The 22685-nt window shown below is 63.1% G+C and carries 25 protein-coding genes and 1 tRNA gene; 1 reads left to right on the forward strand and 25 read right to left on the reverse strand.

The window, feature by feature from the left end; translation table 11 throughout:
- Positions 1–28 precede the first annotated feature (28 nt).
- The 8 genes from rplQ to BN3270_RS02085 all read right to left on the reverse strand — a co-directional run bounded on the left by rplQ (position 29) and on the right by BN3270_RS02085 (position 4230).
- Complete coding sequence (rplQ, locus tag BN3270_RS02050) at positions 29–553, reverse strand: 50S ribosomal protein L17 (RefSeq protein WP_058985535.1); 525 nt, start codon at positions 551–553, stop codon at positions 29–31.
- Positions 554–562: 9 nt separating this feature from the next.
- Positions 563–1516: a DNA-directed RNA polymerase subunit alpha gene (locus BN3270_RS02055; RefSeq protein WP_058985536.1), complete on the reverse strand. Its 954-nt coding sequence runs from the start codon at positions 1514–1516 to the stop codon at positions 563–565.
- 34 nt (positions 1517–1550) lie between these two features.
- Positions 1551–2144, reverse strand: a complete 594-nt coding sequence (gene rpsD, locus BN3270_RS02060; RefSeq protein ID WP_058985537.1) for a 30S ribosomal protein S4 — start codon at positions 2142–2144, stop codon at positions 1551–1553.
- Positions 2145–2162: 18 nt separating this feature from the next.
- The gene (rpsK, locus tag BN3270_RS02065; RefSeq protein ID WP_058985538.1) at positions 2163–2561 is read right to left on the reverse strand and encodes a 30S ribosomal protein S11; all 399 of its coding nucleotides are present in this window, start codon (positions 2559–2561) and stop codon (positions 2163–2165) included.
- Positions 2562–2570: 9 nt separating this feature from the next.
- Positions 2571–2939, reverse strand: a complete 369-nt coding sequence (gene rpsM / locus BN3270_RS02070; protein ID WP_058985539.1) for a 30S ribosomal protein S13 — start codon at positions 2937–2939, stop codon at positions 2571–2573.
- Positions 2940–2958: 19 nt separating this feature from the next.
- On the reverse strand, positions 2959–3072 hold the full coding sequence (gene rpmJ, locus BN3270_RS02075; protein WP_058985540.1) for a 50S ribosomal protein L36: 114 nt from the start codon (positions 3070–3072) through the stop codon (positions 2959–2961).
- A 100-nt stretch (positions 3073–3172) separates the two neighbouring features.
- Positions 3173–3391 carry a translation initiation factor IF-1 gene (infA, locus tag BN3270_RS02080; RefSeq protein ID WP_058985541.1) on the reverse strand — a complete coding sequence of 73 codons (219 nt, stop codon included), beginning with the start codon at positions 3389–3391 and terminating at the stop codon, positions 3173–3175.
- Positions 3392–3669: 278 nt separating this feature from the next.
- Positions 3670–4230 carry a shikimate kinase gene (locus BN3270_RS02085; RefSeq protein WP_058985542.1) on the reverse strand — a complete coding sequence of 187 codons (561 nt, stop codon included), beginning with the start codon at positions 4228–4230 and terminating at the stop codon, positions 3670–3672.
- Between the two features lie 259 nt (positions 4231–4489).
- Here BN3270_RS02085 and BN3270_RS02090 point away from each other — a divergent pair.
- Positions 4490–4565, forward strand: a tRNA-Lys gene (locus BN3270_RS02090).
- A gap of 360 nt (positions 4566–4925) precedes the next feature.
- On the opposite strand, the gene BN3270_RS02095 is transcribed toward BN3270_RS02090, so the two are convergent.
- From BN3270_RS02095 to BN3270_RS02175, 17 genes are all read right to left on the reverse strand, one after another.
- Positions 4926–5171, reverse strand: a complete 246-nt coding sequence (locus BN3270_RS02095; protein WP_058985543.1) for a hypothetical protein — start codon at positions 5169–5171, stop codon at positions 4926–4928.
- Between the two features lie 432 nt (positions 5172–5603).
- The gene (locus BN3270_RS02100; RefSeq protein ID WP_058985544.1) at positions 5604–5804 is read right to left on the reverse strand and encodes a hypothetical protein; all 201 of its coding nucleotides are present in this window, start codon (positions 5802–5804) and stop codon (positions 5604–5606) included.
- An 88-nt stretch (positions 5805–5892) separates the two neighbouring features.
- The gene (locus BN3270_RS02105) at positions 5893–6126 is read right to left on the reverse strand and encodes a hypothetical protein (RefSeq protein WP_148335454.1); all 234 of its coding nucleotides are present in this window, start codon (positions 6124–6126) and stop codon (positions 5893–5895) included.
- Between the two features lie 159 nt (positions 6127–6285).
- Positions 6286–8484, reverse strand: a complete 2199-nt coding sequence (locus BN3270_RS02110) for a phage/plasmid primase, P4 family (RefSeq protein ID WP_082673281.1) — start codon at positions 8482–8484, stop codon at positions 6286–6288.
- The gene (locus tag BN3270_RS02115; RefSeq protein ID WP_058985547.1) at positions 8481–8930 is read right to left on the reverse strand and encodes a hypothetical protein; all 450 of its coding nucleotides are present in this window, start codon (positions 8928–8930) and stop codon (positions 8481–8483) included. Before BN3270_RS02115 ends, BN3270_RS02110 begins: the two co-directional genes overlap by 4 nt.
- Positions 8930–9172 carry a helix-turn-helix domain-containing protein gene (locus tag BN3270_RS02120; protein ID WP_058985548.1) on the reverse strand — a complete coding sequence of 81 codons (243 nt, stop codon included), beginning with the start codon at positions 9170–9172 and terminating at the stop codon, positions 8930–8932. The genes BN3270_RS02115 and BN3270_RS02120 overlap by 1 nt, the downstream gene beginning before the upstream one ends.
- 265 nt (positions 9173–9437) lie before the next feature.
- Positions 9438–10307 (reverse strand): hypothetical protein, encoded by an 870-nt coding sequence (locus tag BN3270_RS02125; RefSeq protein WP_058985549.1) that lies wholly within the window; start codon positions 10305–10307, stop codon positions 9438–9440.
- Positions 10308–10341: 34 nt separating this feature from the next.
- On the reverse strand, positions 10342–11688 hold the full coding sequence (locus tag BN3270_RS02130) for a tyrosine-type recombinase/integrase (RefSeq protein ID WP_167551311.1): 1347 nt from the start codon (positions 11686–11688) through the stop codon (positions 10342–10344).
- Between the two features lie 835 nt (positions 11689–12523).
- Positions 12524–13507, reverse strand: coding sequence for an MBL fold metallo-hydrolase (locus BN3270_RS02135; protein ID WP_058985551.1), 984 nt, complete (start codon positions 13505–13507; stop codon positions 12524–12526).
- Between the two features lie 280 nt (positions 13508–13787).
- The gene (purB, locus tag BN3270_RS02140) at positions 13788–15131 is read right to left on the reverse strand and encodes an adenylosuccinate lyase (RefSeq protein WP_058985552.1); all 1344 of its coding nucleotides are present in this window, start codon (positions 15129–15131) and stop codon (positions 13788–13790) included.
- Positions 15132–15364: 233 nt separating this feature from the next.
- A complete protein-coding gene (locus BN3270_RS02145) occupies positions 15365–16042 on the reverse strand; it encodes a potassium channel family protein (protein ID WP_058985553.1) in 678 nt (225 codons plus the stop codon).
- A 9-nt stretch (positions 16043–16051) separates the two neighbouring features.
- Positions 16052–16711, reverse strand: coding sequence for a potassium channel family protein (locus BN3270_RS02150; RefSeq protein WP_058985554.1), 660 nt, complete (start codon positions 16709–16711; stop codon positions 16052–16054).
- Positions 16712–16810: 99 nt separating this feature from the next.
- A complete protein-coding gene (locus BN3270_RS09205) occupies positions 16811–17236 on the reverse strand; it encodes a PspC domain-containing protein (RefSeq protein ID WP_271711880.1) in 426 nt (141 codons plus the stop codon).
- Complete coding sequence (locus BN3270_RS09605; RefSeq protein ID WP_058985555.1) at positions 17233–18048, reverse strand: PspC domain-containing protein; 816 nt, start codon at positions 18046–18048, stop codon at positions 17233–17235. Before BN3270_RS09605 ends, BN3270_RS09205 begins: the two co-directional genes overlap by 4 nt.
- Positions 18049–18272: 224 nt before the next feature.
- Positions 18273–19601, reverse strand: a complete 1329-nt coding sequence (locus BN3270_RS02165) for a hemolysin family protein (protein WP_058985556.1) — start codon at positions 19599–19601, stop codon at positions 18273–18275.
- Between the two features lie 427 nt (positions 19602–20028).
- Positions 20029–20919: a class C sortase gene (locus BN3270_RS02170; protein ID WP_082673284.1), complete on the reverse strand. Its 891-nt coding sequence runs from the start codon at positions 20917–20919 to the stop codon at positions 20029–20031.
- Positions 20920–20985: 66 nt separating this feature from the next.
- Positions 20986–22650, reverse strand: coding sequence for a SpaH/EbpB family LPXTG-anchored major pilin (locus tag BN3270_RS02175; protein ID WP_058985558.1), 1665 nt, complete (start codon positions 22648–22650; stop codon positions 20986–20988).
- Positions 22651–22685 lie beyond the last annotated feature (35 nt).

Genomic DNA, 22685 nt, shown 5'->3' on the forward strand with positions numbered 1-22685 from the left:
TCAAAAAGCAAGCGCAAGCGCTTCCGGCCTACTCGGCCTTCTTTTCGGCTTCGGCAGCCTCTTCGACCTTGGCGTCGTCGGCAGCTTCGGCAGCTTCCTCAGCAGCGCCTTCAGCGGCCTCTTCCACAGCCTCTTCGGCCTTGGGAGCTTCTTCCTTGACGGGAGCAGCTTCCTTCTTGGCCTTCTTCTGCACCGGTTCGGTGACGAGCTCCATGATGACGATGGAAGCGTTGTCGCCCTTGCGGTTGCCGAGCTTCATGATGCGGGTGTAGCCGCCCTGACGGTCGGCGAACTGACCCTGAGCGACCTTCTCGAAGATCTCGCGGACGAGTTCCTTGTCACCCAGCTTGGCGATGGCCAGACGGCGAGAATGCAGGTCGCCCTTCTTCGCCCAGGTGATGATGCGATCGACATCGGGGCGAATTTCCTTGGCGCGAGCCTCGACCGTCTTGATGCGGTCGTTGGTGAACAGCGCGGCAACCAGGCTCTTCTTCATGGCCTTGGTATGCGCGGCGTCGGTACCGAGCTTACGACCTTTCTTGTAGTGTCTCATTGGTTTCTCCTATTGCTTCAAGTTGAGGCCCATGGAAATGAGCTTGTCTTTCACTTCTTCAATGGACTTCGCACCGAAGTTCCTGATGTTGAGCAGATCGTTTTCCGAGTACTCGACCAGCTGACGCACCGAATGGATGCCCGCGCGCTTCAAGCAGTTGTAGGAACGGACCGAAAGGTCGAGGTCCTCGATCTGCTTGTCGAGCTCGGCGTTGGTCTCTTCGCCTTCGGGAGCGAAAATCGAGGCCGGCGCTTCTTCGCCTTCCTCTTCTTCCGTTTCGTTGAGGGCGAGGAACGCACCCATGTACTGGTTGATGATGTTGGCCGCCTGGCACACCGCGTCGACGGGCGTGATGGCGCCGTTCGTTTCAACCTCGAGCTCGAGCTTGTCGTAATCGGTGCTCTGGCCCACACGGGTGTTCGACACGTTGATCGCGCAGCGGCGCACGGGCGAGAACAGCGAATCGACGTGGATGATGCCGATCGGGTCCTCGGTGCGCTTGTTGCGGTCGGCGACGACGTAGCCGCGACCCACACCGATGCGGATCGTCATATCGAGCTGGCCGCCGTCGGCGACGGTGGCGATGACGTGCTCGGGATTCACCAGGGTGAACTCGGTCGGAACTTCCAGGTCGGCGCCGGTCACCGTGCAGGGGCCTTCGACCGACACGTGCGCGGTGGCTTCGGTGGCATCGTCGATGAACGTGCTGAACACGAGGCCCTTCACGTTGAGGACGATGTCGGTGATGTCTTCGATGACACCTTCAGCCGTGGTGAACTCGTGCTGCACGCCATCGATCTGGATGGCGGTCGCGGCGGCGCCGTCGAGCGAGTTGAGCAGCACGCGGCGCAGAGAGTTGCCCAGCGTGTAGCCGTAACCGCGCTCGAGCGGCTCGACGGTAAAGCGAGAAGCGGTATCGCTGATTTCTTCCGTGGTAATCGTAGGCCTCATGAACTCTGTCATATGTTGTAAGCCTCCTAAAAAGCCGCGAGATGTTCTACTTGGAGTAAAGTTCGACGATCAGCTGTTCGTTGATGTCCAAGTCGATCTGATCGCGGGTCGGAAGAGAGAGCACGCTGCCCTGCAGCTTTTCGATGTCGACTTCGAGCCACGCGGGAACCTGCACGCGCTCGTTGCTCACGAGGGCGCTCTTGATGACGAGCAGGTCCTTGGCCTTGGGAGCCACGGCGATCAGGTCGCCGGGACGCACGCGGTAGGACGGGATGTCGACGCGCTTGCCGTTCACCGTGATGTGGCCGTGCGTGACGGTCTGACGGGCTTCCTTGCGGGTGCGAGCGAAGCCCAGACGGAAGACGATGCTGTCCAGACGGGATTCGAGGATAGCCATGAGGTTTTCACCGGTGATGCCGGGCATGCTCTTGGCGCGGCGGAAGTAGCCGCGGAACTGCTTTTCCTGCACGCCGTAGATGAACTTGGCCTTCTGCTTCTCGCGAAGCTGCATGCCGTATTCGCTTTCCTTGCGGCGGCGGTTCGGCTGGCGCTTGGATTCCTTGCCGGAATAACCGAGGACGACAGGGTCAATGCCGAGCTGCCTGCAACGCTTCAGAACCGGAGTCCTGTTCACTGCCATAATTCAAAATCCTTTCAGTTAAACGCGACGACGCTTGGCCGGACGGCAACCGTTGTGCGGGATGGGCGTGCAATCCTGGATGCTCGAAACTTCCAGGCCGGCAGCCTGCAGCGAGCGGATAGCGGTTTCGCGGCCGGAGCCGGGACCCTTGACGAACACGGAAACCTTCTTCAGGCCATGCTCCATAGCGGTCTTGGCGGCTGCTTCGGCGGCCATCTGCGCGGCGAAGGGGGTGGACTTACGGGAGCCCTTGAAACCCACGGTGCCGGCGGACTGCCAGGAAATCACGTTGCCCTGAGAGTCGGTGATGCTCACGATGGTGTTGTTGAACGTAGACTTGATGTGCGCGGCACCGGTCGTGACGTTCTTACGCTCGGAACGCTTGATGCGGGTGCGCACGTTTTTCTTCTGAGCCACTGGTTACCCCTACTTCTTCTTGCCGCCGATTTGCTTGCGCGGACCCTTGCGGGTACGAGCGTTCGTGTGGGTGCGCTGACCGCGAACGGGCAGGCCCTTGCGATGACGCAGGCCACGGTAGCAACCGATTTCCATAAGGCGCTTGATGTTCTGGTTGACTTCGCGATGGAGGTCGCCTTCCACCGTGAGGTTTTCGTTGATGTAGTCGCGGATCTTGGAAAGATCTTCTTCGGAGATGTCGCGAACGCGGATGTCGGGATCGACGCCGGTCTCGGCGAGGATCTTCTTGGCGGTCGTAGCGCCAATGCCGTAGATGTAGGTCAAGCCGACTTCAATGCGCTTATCGCGAGGGAGGTCGACACCAACAAGACGTGCCATATTCTTTCTTCCTCTTTCTCTAGCCCTGACGCTGCTTATGACGCGGATTTTCGCAGATCACGTAAATCTTGCCGTGGCGTCGGATGATCTTGCACTTGTCGCACATTTTCTTGACCGAAGGACGTACCTTCATATCAATCTTCCTTTCGGTATGTGTGGTTAGCCTATATGCACACCCAGCCGCAGGTGATTGCTTTCCAACAGGCGCGCAGCGGCTTGCGCGGAATTGCTGCCTACTTGAAGCGGTACGTGATACGGCCGCGTTCGAGGTCGTATACGGAAAGCTCGACCGTTACGCGGTCGCCCGGCAGGATTTTGATGTAGTGCATGCGCATCTTGCCGGAAATGTGAGCCAGAATCTCGTGGCCGTTTTCGAGTTCCACGCGAAACATGGCGTTCGGCAGGGCTTCAATGACCTTGCCCTCGAGCTCGATGACATCTTGCTTGCTCAAAAAAGTTCCTCCGTTAAGCGAAACAGCAGTTACTCGGCGCCGATGCGGTTTCTACCCACATAGAGAAAGGGCCCAGAGAGCCCACTTTCGCCCGATACCTTCGGGCGAACAGGCGGTCGAACGGCGCCTAGCACTATGCGGCAGAATACGGGGTAGAAGCGTTGCCCGTGCGAACATCTGCACTCCGAAAAAACGAGCGGCGCGGAAGCATGTGCATCCGTGTCGCTCGAATTGCTCCAGTTGCGTATTGTAACGCCTTTCGCCTACGGCGGGCGGTCTTACGATTCCTTGACCAAAACTCCACTTTCCAGGAGACGGTCGCGAACTTCGTCGGCGATTTCGGGGACCTCGCGGCCCGTGGTGGACACGTAGACGTCGGCCGCGGCCTCGTAGAGGGGCTCGCGTTCGGCCACGGTCTTGCGCGCGACGTCGAGGTTCTTGAAGAGGGGGCGCGAATCGGTGTTGGGGATGCGGGCGGCGGCTTCGTCGGCCGTGACGCCCAGATAGACCACGTAGCCGTGCTCCTTCATGATGCGGACGTTTTGCGCACGCTTGACCACGCCGCCGCCGCAGCCGATCAGGCGAGGCGAGCGTTCGGAGATTTCCTTCAGATAGCGGGTCTCGAGGTCGCGGAAGGCGTCTTCCCCGTCTTCGGCGAAGATGTCGGCGATGACGCGATCTTCGAGCAGTTCGAGATATTCGTCGGCGTCAAGGGATGCAAGGCCCAGCGTGAGGGCCAAGTACTGGGAGACGCTCGTTTTGCCGGCGCCCATGAAGCCGATGAAGTAGACCGGTTTGGTGAGCGTGTAGCCACCGGCGTGTCTGCGACCTGTAGGCATAGGTGTTCCTTCCTGTTGTGCGCGCGAGCAAGCGACGGGGCGGCTGCCGATACGGCGGCAGGTCGGCTTCCCAGACGGCGAGCCGACGGGCAGCGGGCCGCGCGGCGGCACTCCATCACGCGCTAGTGTTTCAGCAGATTGTAGGGCTCCGGCCATGGACTGCGCTCGGACTCTGCCCGTTCTGGATAAAACCTTCATTGACCTCACGTAAAGGCACCGATACAATAGCCGTTGCGCATAGGCACCCGGTGCCCGTGCCGGGCCGTTAGCTCAGTTGGTAGAGCAGAGGACTTTTAATCCTAAGGTCGTGGGTTCGAGTCCCACACGGCCCACCACTTCGTTTCCGCAGGTCAGGGGCTTATGGCTCCTGACCTTTCTTGTTTTTCGGCCGTGTTGTCACGGTTTGACAACACGCATGACAACAAAATGACAACATGCTTGGGGCGAACCGGGCAGTAACCCGGCTACCGGCAACCGTAGGGGCACCGTCGGATGCCGCCCCCCCCTACTCCATCCGACAGCGCCGCCCATGTGGGACCGGCGCGGGAAGTTAATCTTTCGTGCGGCGAAATTTTGAAAACCCGTCCCGAAATACGGCAAAGCCCCCTTCCATTACTACGTAATGGGAAGGGGACTTTGGATAGTCGGCGGTTGTCGCCCGCGATCTAGCCGCTCATGCTCGCGTGCTCGCGCTCTTACAGCGCCTCAATCAGGGCGTCGAAGGCCCTCACGTCCTCTATGGTGCTCACCGGCGCCGCGCTCCCGACGTTCTCGGGGCCGGCAAGCTCGGCCGCCTCTTCCGGCGTCAGCCCCAGTACCCGCGCCACGTCTTCCAGGTTGAATGACACGCGCCCGTCCGGCGACTCGTACACCCTTAGCGTTCCGAACTCCGGATGCTCGAACGCGTGCTCAATCATGTTGTCGTTCTTTCGCTCGGCCATTTACTTTTGCTCCGTTCTTTCTCATGCGGGCGCCGGCTCCTGCCGGCCCCTCGCCCCCTCGTGCCCGGTCGCCGTCTCGCAGTCCCCCAGCACCCCAAACACCCCTTTTTCAGCGCGGGGCGGGGACCGCCGGGGGATACACGACAATCGCAAGCGCCCTCCCTTTAGCTATCTCATCATCCGATGCGCGGTCGCTCTCGGTCCCGGCACTTCGGTGCAGTGGCGGGGGCTTTTTTTACGGCGCTCGCGCTCAGCCACCCACGCACGAGGGCCAATACCCCCGATGGATAATTTCCCCATAAAACCGCGCCGCCCCTTAGAGCGCATCCTGCGGAGCCGTCAGACGCGTTCTAAGGCCCCGTTTTCGATACCCCCGCGTACTTGGTCGTCTAGCTTCGCCGCTCGGAATGCTCCATGATGGGCCGGCAGTGGTCAGGCTCGTTCCCGCCCCTCCGCCACATCCATTTGCGCGATCGTCCGCCGGTACTCCGCGGACAGAGCCATGTAGCGTTTTTCCAAATGCTCTGATCCGGTTACGCCCATCGGCCCCATCTTGCCGCGCATCTTCTCCATGCGGTCGCGCAGGAACGCGGCGGATTCCGCCAGCGATTCAATGTCCGTGTTGTCCAACATGCGAATGTCCTTTCGCTAGATGTTCTGAAACCTAATGGCATGCGTCACGCGGGCGCTTGTATCCTATACATGTATAGGTTTATGGCCTCTAACAGTCTTCCCCTTTCGCGTAGGCGATTGCCTCGGCGACCTCGCACAAGCCGCCCGCGATCGCCTCGCTCGTCCCGTCGGCGTTCGCGACGTCGCCCAGGGCGTGCAGCTCGTCGGCGATTCTCGCAAGCGAGTCGCAAGGGCAGTTGCGGCAGACGGCCCCGCCCCACTGCTTCGTGCAGATGCCGGGGGTTCCGCCAACGAACGTGATCGGGCAATACAGATCGGGCATGGTATCTCCTTCGAAATGGTCGTTTTCGCGGTGGTTGTTTCGCTTCCGGCGTCGGGTGTGCATTTTGTGCATCCCATAACTTTTCCCCTATAGGAATTTTTATAGAGAGAAGGTTTAGAGATGCACATTTTGCACACCGGCGCGTCTGGGCGCATCTAGTTACCGCAAACGGACACCGACAACCACGTTGCGCTTCGTGTCGCCGTCTATGGTCGCCGTCTTCCTGAACGGCAGTCGCGCCCGCACTTTCCCGGCGAACTCGCTTTTGCTCACCCCGTTGCGCCCATCGGCGACGCACCATTGCTCGTACCTGGCTTTCAGGTCGGCCATGGTCGTTAGCGCCCCGCTCTCCTGCTCCGTGCAATCGGCCAGGAATTTGGAGAGCATGTCCGAACGCGCCTGGTAGGCCATTGTCGCGTCGCGCACTGCCTCGGGCGGCTCGAACCCCTGATCACGGTACAGCCCCACGCCGCGAAGCGCCCAGTTGAGCACGCCCGACAGGATCTCCGGCTCGCACAGCCGCGCCCTCAGCCCGGCGTCCCGCTCGTCCGGCGGGATCGAGGCGTCGAACGGGACCACGCGCACGCGCCCGGAGTCCCACACGCTCGGGTCGCTTATCTCGGGAAAATTGTTTGCCTGCATGACGATCACGCCGGAGAAGCGAAAAGAAAAGTCGTTCCCGTAGAGGTAGCGGGCGGTCACGAGGTCGCCGCCCGTGAGCTGCTTCACGCGCTCGGCGTCCAACTCCATGCCCTTGTTAGGCTCGGTCATTACGGCCAGCCTGGCGCCCGCCAGCCGCGCCAGGTCGCCCGACGCCCTCCCGCCGTCCGCGAAGCTGCGAAGCGCCAGCGTCTCGGGCTGCACGGGCCTCGCGTAGCCGTCCGCGCCCGTGCCCAGGAGTTCGAGCAACGGGGCCGTTACCGTGCCCTTGCCGGCGCGCGGCCGCTCCCCGAACATGTGCATGCAGTCGTCTGATGCGTCGCCGGCCACCGCCTTGCCGAACAGCTTTTGAAGGTACTCGATCAGCGACACGTCACCCTGCATCGCCCTGGCCACCGCCGATTCGAACTCGGTGGCTTTCGCGTCGGGATCGTATCGCACGGGCGCAAGCTTCGTTATGAGGTCGGCGGGGTCGTGCGCCTTGAAAGCGGGCGCGCCCGACAGGTCAATGGTGCCGTTCTCCACGTTGAGAAGATGCGGGTTCCGGTCGAACCGCGCCCAGGGCGTCGCCAGCTCCGATTTGGCGTCCGCAAGGACGTTCTGCCGCGCCCTGTAGCCTTGGTAGCGCGCCACGCCCCTGTACATGTCCTGGCGGGCCTTGTCGTCCGCCACCATGCCGACGTAACCCGCCAGCCCGTCGATGAACTTTTTCAAATGCAGCTCGGCCAGCTGCTCGGCCCCGGTAGCCGCCCAGTGCCTCCCGTCGTAAGAGAGCCACGTCCCGGCGCCCTTTCGGCCCTCGGGCGCGTCCGGGCAGTAGGCCAGCACGCCGCGCGTCCAATCCGCGAACAGGCGCGCCAGCTCCTTGTCGTTCATGTCGCCCTGGCCCACGCCGCGTTCGCGGAACATCTGCACGAGGTCGCCGCTCGCCCCCTTCTCGTAAGACAGAACAGAGTCGATGGCGCGCCGCACCTCCCGTTCGGGCAGGGGTTCGGCGAACCGCCCGGCGTTCTCGGCCCGCATCATCGCCTCCACGTCCCCGTCGGGAAGGCCCGCCTTCTGCGCGCGTATGCCGGCCATGAAGAGGGCGTTGTTCCTGCCGCCAACGGCGACCTTGCCGCCAGCTCCCGGCCGGCGCCCGCCGGCTTGCAGATGGGCTATGAACGCCCGCTCCGCATCGCCCAGCGGCGCTACGTCGGCGCGCTCGGGATCGTGCCCTCTAACGTAGCGGTACCGCTCGCCGCTCGGGTGAATGCTCGGCGGCACGAGCACGTAGCCGCCCTCGCCGCGCACGTCCACGCCCGTATCGCCGCCCGTTGAGTTCCTGACGGTCTCGCCGGGGGCCGCGCGGTAATACCAATGCTCGCCGCGCCCACGGCCGGACCTGACGCGCACGGTCTCGCGGTTGATCGGCGCATGGTCGGCCTCCCACTCCGCAAGGTGGTCGAAGCCGCACGGCCCGCCCTCGGCGCCGTGGTCGTCGAAGTCGATAACCACGACGCCGCCGGTGGCCATGGCCACGTTGAGGTCGCCGCCCTCCGGCCACCACGCGCCGATGCGCTCGGGGTCGTCGGTGGCGTCCTTGCAGCCGTGCGCCGTGGCGGGCTGCTTGCCGCCGGCCTTGCAGGGGAACACGGGCGCCCCGATGAGGCGCACCACGTCCATTGCGCCGCGGCACATCGCCAGTCCGGCCGTCATTCGGCATCACCGCCGGTCGCCAGCAAACGGTCGTACACGGCCGTGCGGCGCTCAACGAGGTTCGCGATCTCGGGATGCTTTGCAATAAGATCGCGCACGATCAGGGGCGCGTAGTCGTTGTTCGGGCGGCAGGGGTTCCCCTGATCGTCCACAATGTCCTTCGCCCTGATTTGAGCAACGAGCCATTGCCCGGAGACGCGCCGCTTGTTCGCGGCCTCTTCGAGGGCCAGGCGCTCGGCGTAGCGGTAGGCTTGCCCGTTGATGCGCCGCCAGGTTTGGTAGAGCGCGATGCGGCGTTTAGCCGCTTTGATTTGTTCCGGCGTGAATTCCCTCGCCGGCTTGCCGCTCCGTGTGCTATTTTGAGGCGGGATAGATTCGATGCAGTCCCCCGAACCGGCCTCGGCATGTTGCAGCATGTCGGGGCCTTCTTTGAAGGTGTTCTCCATTAGGCGACCACCTCCCCTTCGATGCCGGCGATGGCGTACACCTGGGCGCGGTTGATGCGCCACAGCTTGCCCACGCGCGCCGCTTTCAGCTCGCCGGTTTCGCAGAGGTCGCGCACGTGCTTCACAGAGCACGACAGGAGCCACGCCGCCTCCTTGGTGTCCATGGTGGGCGGCTCCTGGCCTTCGAACCCGCGGGGCGGGACGGGGGATAGGATGGCGGTGTTTCGTTCTTGATTATCCATTGCGATAATCCCTTCTCATGTCTTAGGCGAACATCCGTTCTCGTTCGCCTGATTACGGCATGAGGATAGCACCGCAACTTTACGCACTCCGAGTTCCGAACAGGCACGGTGATCGGGGTTTACTCATTGGGGAAACAATCCACGGGTTGGATTTCCCCAAACGCGATAAACGCAAACCCGCGATGGCATGTTTTCGGGTTTGGGGAAGTTTAGGGGGCGAAAGATTTCCCCAAACCAAATGTGTGGATGTTGTGGATGCATGCCGCTATAGCATCTGGGGGCGCCGTATGCCGCCGACGTCCTCGAAAGGCCAGTCGTAGTCGTCTGGCGGAAGAAGGGTGACGCCCATCGCCTTCTCGCGCTCGGCCTCCAACCTCCAAAGCATTTTCTTGTAGGCAAGCACGTTTGCGTCCACCGCATCGACGACGGTGCGCACCATGTCGTCGGCGATGGCCTCGCTAGGACGCCCTAGCTCGATGCTTTTAAACACGACTTCGAGAAACGATACGACCGTTGCCGCCGGCTCTTTGTAGCCGCAATCGAATAAGCCTTCCAGAAGGTCGCCTACAAACTGCTTCACCGCTTCAAGGCTTTCCTCGTCCGTGGGCGTGTACTCACACGCAATCGGCTCTCCCGTCTCGTCTCGTAACCCGTTGATTGAAGTTTTCAGGTAGGCGAGGGCGGCCAGGACGACCTCGGCCTTTTTCGCTTTGATGCAATCCCTGATGGTCCTATCAGTTACATCGGCGACTGGTTCGGAAACGTTCTGATTCGCAACATCGGGGATCACGACCGTGCCCCTCACGTAGTCGTACAAGTCGATGCCCGTCTCCCTCTTCATCTTCCTGGCGGCTCGCGTTATGGCGTCAAACAGGGCGTCGCCGTCCACGGTGTCGAGCTGCCGCCAGACGCACATCTTGGGGATGTTGGGTCGCTCTCGCACTGAGTACACCTTGTGCGTAGCCGCATCGGCCCTATCGGGAAAGAACATCGCGTACACGAGGCGACCTTCGTTCCACCCTGTATCCAACCTCCCATCAGGCGTAATGAACCGCTTATGCCCGGTTACTGGCAATCGAAACGTGAGATTGCTCTTCTTCGAAGCTTCGGCCCCGTCCTTATCCTTTTCCTGCATCGTTCTCCTGCTCCAATCCTCCGCCTTGCGCCCGCTACGCCGTGCGAATCACGGTAATGTCGGGCATGTCGCCCTCCGGCGGCTCGCTCTCGTGGTTGTCGGGGTTCAGCGCCCCGTCCATGGCCTCGGCCGCGCGCCTCTTCGCGTCCTCGTCCGCATCGGCGTAAACATTGAGCGTCATAGCCGCCGACGCGTGCCCGAGGTAGCTTTGCACGCTCTTCACGTCAACGTGGTTGGCGACGGCCACGGTCGCGAACGTGTGTCGCAGATCGTGGAACGTGGCAATCCTGCCCTTGGTGCCGGTAAGACCCAGGTTCTCGGCCAGCACGCGCCACTCCTTGCTTATGTAGTTGGGGTTCTTGTAGGCGCCCTCGATGGTGCCCACCACGTAGAGGCGCGCAAACTCGTCGGCGTTGAGCCTCACGCCCGCCGACGCAAGGTGCCCGCGCATGAGAGCACGGCGCTCTTTAAGCGGCGCCATGAGCGATTCGGGGATGGGCAGACGCCTGTTTGACGCCTCGCTCTTGGTGCCCTTCCTGTAGGTCGCGCCCTTGCCCTGGCCGATAGCCGCGTGAACGTCTATCTCCTTGCGCTTAAAATCGACGTCGCCCCATTGCAGGGCGGCAATCTCGCCGACGCGAAGACCCATGTACAGCGCCAGAAGAGCGGCCGTCCTAACCGGGGTTGGCCTGAATCGCCGCAACTCGTTCACCAGATGGTCGCGGTTCGCAAGCGTTAGCGCGTTGGGGTCGGCCTTCGCTCCCGCGGGGGGCCTCACGGCCTCCACGGGGTTCACATCAATGTCGCCGTCGCGCACCGCGTACTTGCATGCGAGGTTGAGAAGTATGTAAGCCTTGCGCTGCGATGATTGGGAGTGCCCGTTCTGCATGCCCACAAGCCATTCGTCTACGGCCTTCGCGGTCAGCTCCGGCAACGGCACGTCCGCGAACGCCTCCCGGATGTGCTTTGCCGATACGCGGTAGTCGCGCCTCGTGGACTCTTCGAGGGTGCCGTGCGCGCCGCGGTAACGCTCCACGAACCCGTCTACGTAGTCGGCGACCGTTACGGTGTTCTCTCTGGCCTCTGCGCGCTCCCGCTCCACGCGCATCTTCTCTACGCGGGCTTCAGCTTGCTCCTGGTCTTCCTTCAAGCTTTCTACCCACCGCTCGGCCGCGCGCTTCGCGCCCTTCTCCGTTGGGTAGTCGTTGGGATTGATGGTCTTGGTTTTCTGCCTTCGTTTCGTGATCGGCTCGCCGTCTTCGTCGTAGCCGATCACAGCCATATACGAGAGGGTGGCGCGCCACGGGCGCCCTCTTACCGTCTCGCGCCTATCGATAGTGAGCCTTGCCGTATCGAAGTCTATGCGCCCATTGCCGCCCATCTTCACCGCTCCGTTCGCTTTTGTGCCATGACAACATCGTGACAACACCATGACAACAAACTTTCCCTGTTGTCATTGTATCTGCCTATTTTCCCTGCCGCAAACGCACTTATCTGAACAGGGGCGATTCTGTATTTCCCCAGCTAGATGCCGTATTTGCCTATGACTAAAACTGAATCGTTAGACTTTTAATCCTAAGGTCGTGGGTTCGAGTCCCACACGGCCCACCACTTCGAAACCGCAGGTCAGGGGCTTATGGCTCCTGACCTTTCTTGTTTTTCGGGGCTGTGTACCCCCTGAGTACACAGCAGGGTACACAGGCGAGACGCACGCTTTCGGCCGGCGCCAGCTCCCGCAACGAACGGTCGCGAGGGCCTAGGCAATAGCCATCATGGGTGCCGCCCTTATGCATGCAGCGTAAACCGCCACCACGTTCCACGCGCCTTCCGCGCTTCCTTTCGGCATCCGCCACGCTTTTTTGGCACAGATATGCCGATGTGCAGCAAATTTCCGCGTCCGCTGGCACAGAATGGCCGTTTTGCAGCACGCGCTGGCGACGACCCAGCGGCTACGGTTGACGACCGACTCTGTGACCTGGTGTTTTGTTAATCACTCAAAGCCCACAAAGAGCGCGGAGGCAATTTTGGGCCACGGCGATGCTGCATTTCGGCATTTCCGTGCCATGGACAGCTGATTTTTGCTGCATATCGGCCAATCCGTGCCAGTCATACGAGGAGCGGGCGGGTCGGCCGGGAGGGCGCGAGCGGGCCGGGCGGCCGAGCGCGGGCGGGTCGGCCGGGCGGGCGCAAGCAAGCACGAACCTCGCGCTCGCCGCTTATGCGCCGCAGCGCTCCCTGATCACCAGGGGCACCGTGTAGCTCGCGTTCAGGTCGAAGGCCATCTCGGGCTGGATGCTCTTCACGTAATCGGTGTAGAAGAAGTCCTTGTAGCGCGCCTGAACCTCTTCGTTCGAGAGGCCCTCATCGTGCGCGCGCACGATGAGGTCGGCCGCGTACTGGGTGAAGTAGCGGGCCGAGCGCAAAAAGCCGCGGCCCTCCTCCCCCGCCATGATGCCGTAGTGGGGCACGAGCACGTATTCGGGCTCGAGCGCAATCGCACGCTCGATGTAGTCGAGCGACATCTGCCAGCCCACCAGGAAGGCCGTGTCGGCCAGGCAGGACACATCGGCCGGCGCGGGGTTCCCGTCGAAACCCACGAAGCCCTGCGGCAGAGGTCCTCCATAGACGCAGGAGGTCTCGCAGCTCACCAGCAGACGGCTCTTCGGATCCCAGAAGGCCAGGCAATCCTTGGTGTGACCGGGCGCCGCCATCACCGAAAGCGTCATCCCGCCCGAAACCACCGTGTCGCCCTCGTCGATAAGCACGTCGATGGGCATATGTTCGGGCACGTGCGGAAAGTCGGTGCGCCCCTGGTTCGCAGCCTCGTTGGCGTTGAGCTTGTTCATCGTGCGCAGGGCGCCGGGCCGCTTGAACACATGGGCCGCGTACGGCGCACAGGCGAGCTTGGCCTGCGGCATGCGCTCATGCAGGTAGGCCGCGCCGGCGCAATGGTCGTAATGGGAATGCGTGAGCAGAATCCATTCGATACGGGCGGGGTCGCACACGCTCGAAAGGTGACCGAAGGTTTCGGCCGCATCCCAGGCGTATCCGGCGTCGACGAGGAAGCCGCCGCCCGCTTCGGGCAGGATGGCAAAGCATTCGCCGCCCGCAGCGCCGCCGACCTGGTAGACGCTCGCTCCCGGCAGGTGCCAGGCACCGTGCTGGAAGGGGTTCGTGCGTCCCTGCTCGTGTTCTGCCATGTGATTCAGATCCTTTCGTTGTGCACGCGCCGCATCTGCGGGACTCGCGGGCGCGCAGTCAGAGTCGGAAGCCTAAGGGCAGGATACGCGCTGTCCCGTCGAAGGGAACGCGCCGCGTGCGGAACACCGCGGCCGCGTGCGGGGCACTTGCCGCACGCGCGCTCATCCACTGGGCCAGGTACTTTCTCTTAGACACCTCCCATGCGCCCGCGCTCGCCGCCCCCTTCAAAAACGGAAGCGAGGGAGCAAGCACCCCTCGCTTCCGCCCGATGATCCCGAACTAGAATTCCAGCTTTTCCAGACGATCGAACACGACGTCCTTGCGGGTGAGGAAATCCCAGGGGTCGAAAATCTCGTCGAGGGTTTCCTTGGAAAGGGTGCATTCGGGGTCGGTCTCGAGGCGCTCGCGGTAGCTGGGGCCAGGCTTGGCCTGCTGCACGTCGTGCCAGGTGGCCATCGCGTTACGCTGCACGATCACGTAAGCGTCCTCGCGCGTGATGCCGGTCTGCACCAGCGCCAGCAGCACCTTGCTCGAGAAGATGAGCCCGCGCGTCTTGTACATGTTGGCCTTCATGGCCTCCGGATAGGTCTGCAAGCCGTCGAGAATCCAGCGCAGCTTTTCGGCGATGTAATCGAGCGCGATGAAGCTGTCGGCCAGAGCCGTGCGCTCGGCGCCGGAATGCGAGATGTCGCGTTCGTAGAAGAGGGCTACATCGTCGAAGCCCACCTGGGCGTTGGCCTTGATCGTGCGGGCGAGGCCGCAGACGCGTTCGGCCGTGATGGGGTTGCGCTTATGCGGCATGGCCGACGACCCCTTCTGGCCCTTCTTGAAGGGCTCTTCGGCTTCGATCACGTCGGACTGCTGGAGCAGGCGCACCTGCAGGGCGACCGATTCGAAGCTGGCGGCGACCACAGCGAGCGTGGACATGACCTGGGCGTGGCGGTCGCGCGCAAGGACCTGCGTGGACAGCGGGTCGGGCGTGAGGCCCAAATGCTCGCACACGTACTGCTCGATGAAGGGGTCGATGCTCGAATACGTGCCCACCGCGCCGCTGATCGCGCCGGTGGCAGCCACCTCGCGCGCCTGCTGCAAGCGATCGAGGTCGCGCTTCATCGACCAGGCCCAACTGCCGAACTTCATGCCGAAGGTCATGGGTTCGGCATGGATGCCGTGGGTGCGGCCCACGCACAGGGTGTTCTGGAATTCGAAGGCGCGACGCTTGCAGACGTCGCCGATCTTCTTCACGTCGTCGATGATGATGTCGAGCGCCTGCGTGATCTGGTAGGACAGGGCCGTGTCGCCCAGGTCGCTGCTCGTCATGCCGTAGTGCACCCAGCGGGAGGGCTTTTCCTCGCCTTCGGGGACGTCGGCGTCGATGTATTCGGCCATGTTGGTGAGGAAGGCGATGACGTCGTGGTTGGTGACGGCCTCGATTTCGTCGATGCGCTCGACGGTGAAATCGGCGTGGTCGCGAATCCACTGCGCGTCCTCTTTGGTGATGCCCGACGCACCCAGCTCGGCCTGCGCCTCGCAGGCGAGGACCTCGATTTCCTTCCAGATGTTGAACTTGTTTTCGTTCGACCAGATCTTGCCCATTTCGGGTCGGGTATAGCGAGGAATCATAGACGTCCTTCCCATGCGGACTGCGCCGCCTGCTGCCGGTGTGCCGGGCGGCCTGCGCCGCCGATGGCACGATTGTACCGCGACGCCCGCGCGCAGGCAGGCGAATGGGGCGGCTCTAGGCAACCGCCATATGGCGGGCCGGGCGCACGCGCAAGCGTGAGGGGCGCGGAACGGGCGATGGCGCGGGGGAGGCGCGCACACGGCGGGGAGAAGTGGGGGGGGCGCGGGCCGGGCTACAGCGAGCGCAGCACCTGGACGGCCGCCTGCTTGAGCTCCTTGTCGCTCGCGATGACCACCACGTCGCCCGGATGCAGGTAGGTGTCGCTACCCACGACTTCCATGTCGTTGTTGTCGTCGCGCGACACGGCCACAATCAGGCAGCCGTCGGGCAGGGGCACGTTGTAGGCGAGCACGCCCTCTTCGGGGTCGTGATGGCGGAAGCGCGGCACGCTCACCTGGTTCAGGGCAACGTTGCCGTGCGACAGGCTCGACAGGACGCTGATGCCGCCGAGCACAGCGTCTTCTTCGATGATGGTGGCGATAAGCGTGGTCGACGACACGCATTCAATGCCGCATTCGCGGAAGATGCGCTGGTTTTTGGGGCTGTTTACGCGGGCGATCACGCGCGGCACGTTGAAGACGCGCGTGGCGATCTCGCACGACACGAGGTTGGCGTCGTCCTTGCCGGTGGTCGACACGAACACGTCTGCCCGGCGGATGTCGGCGTCCTCCTGGAAGCGCGACATGCAACCGTCGCCCCAAATGACCAGATAGCGCCCCGTGAGCACGCTCGACAGGCGGTCGGCCGTTTCCTGGTCCTCTTCGATGACGGCCACTTCATTGCCGTCGGCCAGCATCACCTGGGCCAGGTATTCGCCGACCTTGCCGCCGCCGTTGATCACGATGTACATGAGTCGCCCCTAACCTTGGATCCAGCGGCTGAAGGCCGGAATGAGCGAATGGCGCACGCAGGCGAGCACCGAATCGCCGTGGTGCAGAACCGAATCTCCCGAGGGAATCGACGAGGACCGCCCGTCGGCGCGTTCGAAGGCCACGATGCGCACGTCGTGGCTGCGCTCGATCTGCGAAACCTTGATGCTTTTCAAGCGGTTGCCCTTCAGGTTGAGCGAAAAGCGCAGCAGCTCGAATTCGCCGAAGCTATCGACGTGGAAGCCGTGGCCGTAGCTGATCTTGGAAAAGATTTCCTCCGCCACGAGCGCGGTGCCGCACACGTAGTCCAGCCCGAGCTGTTCGTAGGCGCGCTCATGCCCCTGGTTGTAGAGGCGGGTGATCACGTGGGGCACATGGAAGAGGCGGCTCGACACCTCGGCCGTCATGAGGTTGGTGTTGTCGGACTGGGTGACGGCTGCCACGCAGTCGCATTCCTCGACGCCGGCGCGCAGCAGCGTGTCTTCGTCGAACCCGACCCCCTGCAGCACCGACCCGTTGAAGGACCCGCCGAGGTTGGAGAACGCATCGGCGTTGCGGTCGATCACGCAGACGTTGCTGCCGTTTTCAGAAAGCATGTTGGCCAGCTGCGAACCCACGCGCCCGCACCCGACCACGATGATGTTGCCCAACGCCGCTCCTTCGTTATCGTCATATACGGTGGGAAGTATACGCCAAAGTCGCGCGGCGGCTTAGCTGTGACACGTCGCAGCGGATAGATCTCTTTGGCGCTAGCCGCGGGGCATGACGAGGGCAAGCAAGAGATAGATAAGCAACATGAGCGGCGGGCTCGCAAGGAACAAAAGCAGGACGCACACGCGCACGATCGTCGGGTCGATTCCGTAGTATTCCGCGATGCCGCCGCAGACGCCCGCAATGCGCGTGTTGGTCGCGCTGCGGTGCAGGTTTTCGGTGCGGCTACCGCGCGCCGATTTGAGCCCGCCATTAAAATAAGCCCAAATCAGATAGGCACCCAGACCGATGACCGCCAGGGGAAAGAGGGCGCTGAAGAAGACATCGAGCGCGCTCACGAGCACCCACCACACGTCGACGGTGAACCAGCGGGCCACCACGCCCAAAAGACCAAGCCCCACCAAGGCGGTGCCCAGCCAGAACATCGTGCGCTGGCGGGCCGGATAGTCGCTCAGGCGCTTCATACCGACCAGCCTCCCGCAAGGTCCGGCGCCGGCCCGGAAGCCGCCTGCCCGTCGAGCGGCACTTCGCGATAGGGCATGAGCATCCAATCGTCGGCATGTGGGCCGGCCGCCCCGTAGAGGGTGGCGCCCAAAACGCAGAAGACGACGAGGACGGCGGCGGCGCCCACGGCAAAGGCGGGCATTCGCAGGGCGCGCGCCTGCAGGAGCAGGCCGGCCACCACGAGCAGGAAGGGCCATTCATGGGCAAACCAGCCATCGACGTCCATCGAAATCACGCCCACGCCCGCAAGCAGGAGCACCACGCCCAGCACGAGCATCACGATGCCTTCGACCACCGCATAGACCGAATAGCCCTTGGGGCCGGGCACCGCCAGGCGAAGGATGCCGAGGGCCACCAACAGCAGGGGCCAGAACTGCACTGCGTCGAGCCCCGGCATCCAGAGGGAGAAGAGCAAGCTCATGCCCACCGCGACGAGCAGGGCGCCCAGCACGAGCAAGAAGGCAACCGAGCGGCGCGGAGCCCGACCGTCGTCGTCGGCCGCGCCGCCGCACATGCCGCAGCCCGCCTGCGAGTCGAACGAATTGGGATCGACGTCGAGCGGCCGGTTGGGGTCGCAATCCTTGGGCATCACGAGCCACAGCGCCACGTAGACCAACACGAACGCCCCGCCCGTGAGCACGGTGAGGGCCACGAAGACGAGCCGCATGATCGCCGGGTCGATGCCGAAGAAGCGAGCGAAGCCGCCGGCAACGCCCGCGATGGGGCCGTCGCAGGTACGGCTGAGCTTTCGTTTCGACGCTTGATGCTGCACGATTCCGCTTCCCCCGCCAGCCCGTAGACCGGCGGCAGTGACCTTGTGGAGGGACGTGGCGGGCATCGCGGAGCGCTTCGGAAAGCGCGCCGCGGTGCCGGCGACGCTGTCTTTCAGCCGATATTAAACCATCGGGCCCACGGGGCACGCCATGCGCCGGCCGTCACTGTTGCCTACTTGTTGGCATCCCGACTGGGAGCGGGAATGCAACGGGAGAGGACGCGCTAGTCGTCGCCGTCGTCGTCGTGGTCGCGGTCGTCGTGCGCGCCGTCGTCTTCCAAACGTTCCACGCGAATCACCTGGATGCGGCGGCGGCGCATCGACTGTACGGTAAAGCGGTAGCCGCCGAAGACGAAGGAATCCCCCACCTGCGGAATCGTGTCGACCATATCGATGAGCCACCCGGCCACCGTTTCGTAGTTGTCCGATTCGCCCAGAGGCCAGCCCAAATCGATGGCGTCGTCGACCGGCATGCTGCCTTGGATGAGCCATTCGCGGTCGGTCAGCTGGGTAACGAATTTGTCTTCCAGGTCGGTTTCGTCGACGATCTCGCCGACGATTTCCTCGACGATGTCCTCGATCGTGATCAGACCGTCGGTGCCGCCGTATTCGTCCACCACGATCGCCATCTGCTGGCGGCTCGTCTGCATTTCGGAAAGCAGGGGGAAGATGTCCTTAGTTTCGGGCACGAACTGGGCGGTCGACACGTATTTAGCCACGGGCGCGTCGCCTTCGTCGCCCAGCACGACCGGCATGAGGTCCTTGTAGTGCACGATGCCCACGATGCGGTCGTAGTCTTCATGGAAGACGGGCATGCGGGAATAACCGGTGCCGTGCATGCGCTCGAGCACCTGGCGCACCGTCTCGGTGTCCTCGACGAAGATGATGTCGGCGCGCGGGGTCATGATGTCGCGGGCCGTCGATTCGCTCATGTCGAGGATCTCGTGGATCATCCGCTTCTCGTCAGGCAGGAGCTCGTCGTTGTCGGCGACCATGTACTTGATTTCTTCTTCCGACACTTCCCCACGGTCGTCGGGCGACTTCACGTGGAAGAGCTTGCCCAAGCCGTCGCTCGAAGCGGCCGTGAGGCGCACGAGCGGGCGGGCAATCGTCTGGCTCTTGCGGAAGCTCGGGGCCATCCACATGGCCACGCGTTCAGGGTCGGCCAGACCCAGACGCTTGGGGAAGAGCTCGCCCACCACGATCGACACATAGGACACGATGAGGGTGATGATGATCGTGGCCGCGCCCGTCGAAATGGATTCGGGCACGCCCAGGCTTTCCAACCAGAGCGAGAAGGGGCCCGACAGCGTGGTGGCGGCCGAAGCCGACGCGAAGAAACCGAGCAGGGTGATGTAGACCTGCACCGTGGCGAGCATGTCGTCGGCATCGTCGGCGATTTTCATCGCAATTTCGGCGCGCTTGTTGCCCGCTTTCAGCTCGGATTCCATACGCGCGGGGCGGATGCTCACGAAGGCGAGCTCGGCCGCCGAAAAATAGCCGTTGCCCAGGATGAGGATGATGGTGATGAGGATGCTTATGCCAACTGACACGGGTCCATGCTCCTTAAAGCACGATCGACGCTAGGAAGAGAAACGCAGGCAGCGTCTGCGCAAGCGCCTGCCAGACGCGTGCGCAAGTCGCCAGCAAGGGCCACGTAGGCATGCGAACACGCACGTCGCTGGGACGACGCGTCGGCCGCAGGGCGAGCACCCTGCGCATATGCATACGTGAAAGCGGCGAGCGACGTCGCCAGGAAACCTAACGCATGAGCAGCTTGGTCGGGCCGGGCTTCAGGCCCAGGGTCTGTCGAAGCGGTACTTCGACCGCCTTTCGAGCTGGATGTGCGTGCATGCGTTCTCATAATGATGGCTACTCTAGCACATCCCGCCAGCCGTCACGCAGAGGGGCGACGATCGCACCGGTTTCCTCAAGTACTTTTGACCGTTTCGTTACGCTAGACGACGAAGGGGGCACGGCTCACGCGCGGCCGGGCGGCGTGCGCCGCGCCAAAGCGCGATGGCGACGGCGGCGAATGGCCACGTCGGCCGCGATGCCCGCAGCAGCGAGCGCGGCAATGAGCAGGGCCCATTCCCGAGCGCCCCAGTGGCGGTTGCCGAGCGATGCGGCATCGGCCGCTTCTTCGGGGTCGTAATCGGTGCGCTCGCAGTGCACGAGCAGGCGATGGTCGTTGACGCCATAGGGCGTGCAGGTGACCAGGGTGAGCAGGTCCTGGCCGGGTTCGATGGCAAGCGAATTCACCTCGTCGGGCCAGACCACTTCCGAGCCGGTGACCCGGTAGGCGTAGATATCGCCCATCGTGTGGAGCAGGACCAAGTCGCCCGGCTCAAGCTGGCGGATGTCGTCGAACATGCGCAGGTTCTGCATGCCCGAATGGGCCGTGAGGACGCAGTGGGTGGAGCTCCCGCCCACCGGCAGGCTCGTACCCTCAAGGTGGCCCACGCCCGCCATGAGGGCAGCGTCGGACGTGCCGTGGTAGATCGGCATGCTCACGTTGATCGAAGGAATGTCGACCCAGCTCATCATGGGATCGCGGTCGAAGGTGAGCTGGTCGTCGTAGGGCACGATCTGCGCAGGATCGAGGGCCGGCGTGAGCCCGGCAAGCTCGTCGTTGTAGGCGTGGGCCTGGTCGAGGTACCACTGCTTTTCGTCGGCGGGCATGGCATCGACGCGGGCCGACACTTCGGAAATGGTGGCGCCCACGCCCGTTGACGACACGAAATCGGCGACCCAAGGCCACACGAGCAAACCGATGCCGCCCGCAATGAGCACAACCGTCACGAGCCGGTCGACCCATCGGGGCACGCGGCGCTTGGCGCCGGCTTTCATGCTGTTCGATCGCTGTCGCATAGTCCTCCCAACGGCAGGGGTCCCGCCGAAGCGGGACCCCTCAACGCGCAGTGCCTTAACTTGTGCCTACTGCTGCGCCTTGTCCTTCTTGCGCGAGCGCACCAAATGAGTGGCGCCTGCGGCGACCATCACGCCGCCCGCGACCCAGAGCAGGGCCACGCCGGACTGGCCGGTAAGGGGTAGGCTCATGCCCGCCTTGTCCTTGACGACCAGGTCGACCACGCCGTCATAGACGTTGATGGTAGACACGTTGGCGTTCGAGGTCTTGACGCGAATCGTGTCGATGTCGCCCGTGGCCTCCTTGTAAACGGGATAGATCTGGAAGGTGAAGCTGGACACCGTGTTGTACCCGGAGGGAGCCTGGGTCTCGACGACCGTGTACTCGCCCGCATCGAGGCCGCTCACCGCAATGCTGCCGTCGGTACCAGATGTGAACTCGTATGCCTTATCGCCAAGCGTACCGTCTTGCTGCACGTACTTCTTGCTCGCGTCCCCGCCCTCGTCGGCACCGGTGGCCTGGATGGTGAACTTGGCACCCTGAAGGCCCTTGGAATTATCCGAGCTGTCGACCTTCATAAGCATGAGCTGGTAGGTGTAGTCGCGCACCGTCGCCGGCATGGTGTCACCGTGATCGTTAGTGCCCGGGTTGTTGGAGTATGTGAGCGTCACCGTGTTGTCGTTGGACTTGCTAGCAACCATCGCCTTGCTGTTGAGCTGGGCCGTGTAGTAGACGTTCACGACGGAATTCGGCGTGATGGCAATGGCGTTGCCGTGCGCGTCCTTCACCGACTTGAGGTCGTTGATGGTAACGGTGAGCGTGTTTTTGGCGGAATCGAGAGCGACGGTGTAGTCATCGGCGCGCACCTGGGTCTCGGTCTGGGCGGCATCCCCCGTTGCCGGGTTCTGAACCATGACCTTCACAGAGCTGGAATTGGCCGTAAGCCCCGAGTCGAGGACGTCTCTGAAGGAGTAGTAGTACGTGTCGTAACTCGCAAGCGCCGTGGAAACGGTGCCCGTGAGCTTGTAGTCGATGCTCTGGCCAATCTGGGAATCCGCAGCCTTTGCCCAGTCGGAACCCGTCGCGTCGTTCTTGATGTACTTGTTGACCGTGGGCAGGCTCGATTTCTGGTCGACCGTCACCGCGCTGCCGCCGACTACCGCGTAGATGGGAGCCGTGCCCACCTTGTCGATGTGGTCGTTCGTCGTGCCGCTGTCGGTCACGAACAGCCAGTAACCCTCATCGAGCGTCGCCTTGGTGCCGGGCGTGACCGTGGTGGCAGTCGCGCCTGCCGTGCGCATGGCGGCGGCAATCTTGCCAAACGCATCGTTGGCATCGACGACGGTGGCCGACCCCGAGCCAGACGCGTGCGTGCTCAGCCAGTCGGCCGCATCCTGTGCGGACGTGCCCGCGTAGGTGGGCTCGATGGCCTTAATTGCACCTACGACAGCCGTCTGTGCCTGGGTGCTGCCCCAGGTGATGTTGGACACCGCCTTGGACGTCGTAGCGCCCACCGTCTGGTCGGCAACGTCCGCCTTGAAGAGCTGATAGCCCAATAGCGTCGTGGTGTCCGACGTCACATGCGTGTTCGCATTGATCGTGATGTCGCCTTGAGTCGCCGTGCCGTCGGCGGCAAAAGCCGAAGAGACGCCGAACGGCACGCCTCCCAGGGCGAGCGCAGCAGCCAAACCGCCGGCGAGCGCCATATGCGTGAAACGGTTCCTTAGTTCCATGTGTTCTCCTTGGTTCCCTTTTCGATGTGCCTTGC

Origin of the sequence: Hugonella massiliensis (assembly GCA_001486445.1) — a bacterium.
Lineage (GTDB): Bacteria > Actinomycetota > Coriobacteriia > Coriobacteriales > Eggerthellaceae > Hugonella > Hugonella massiliensis.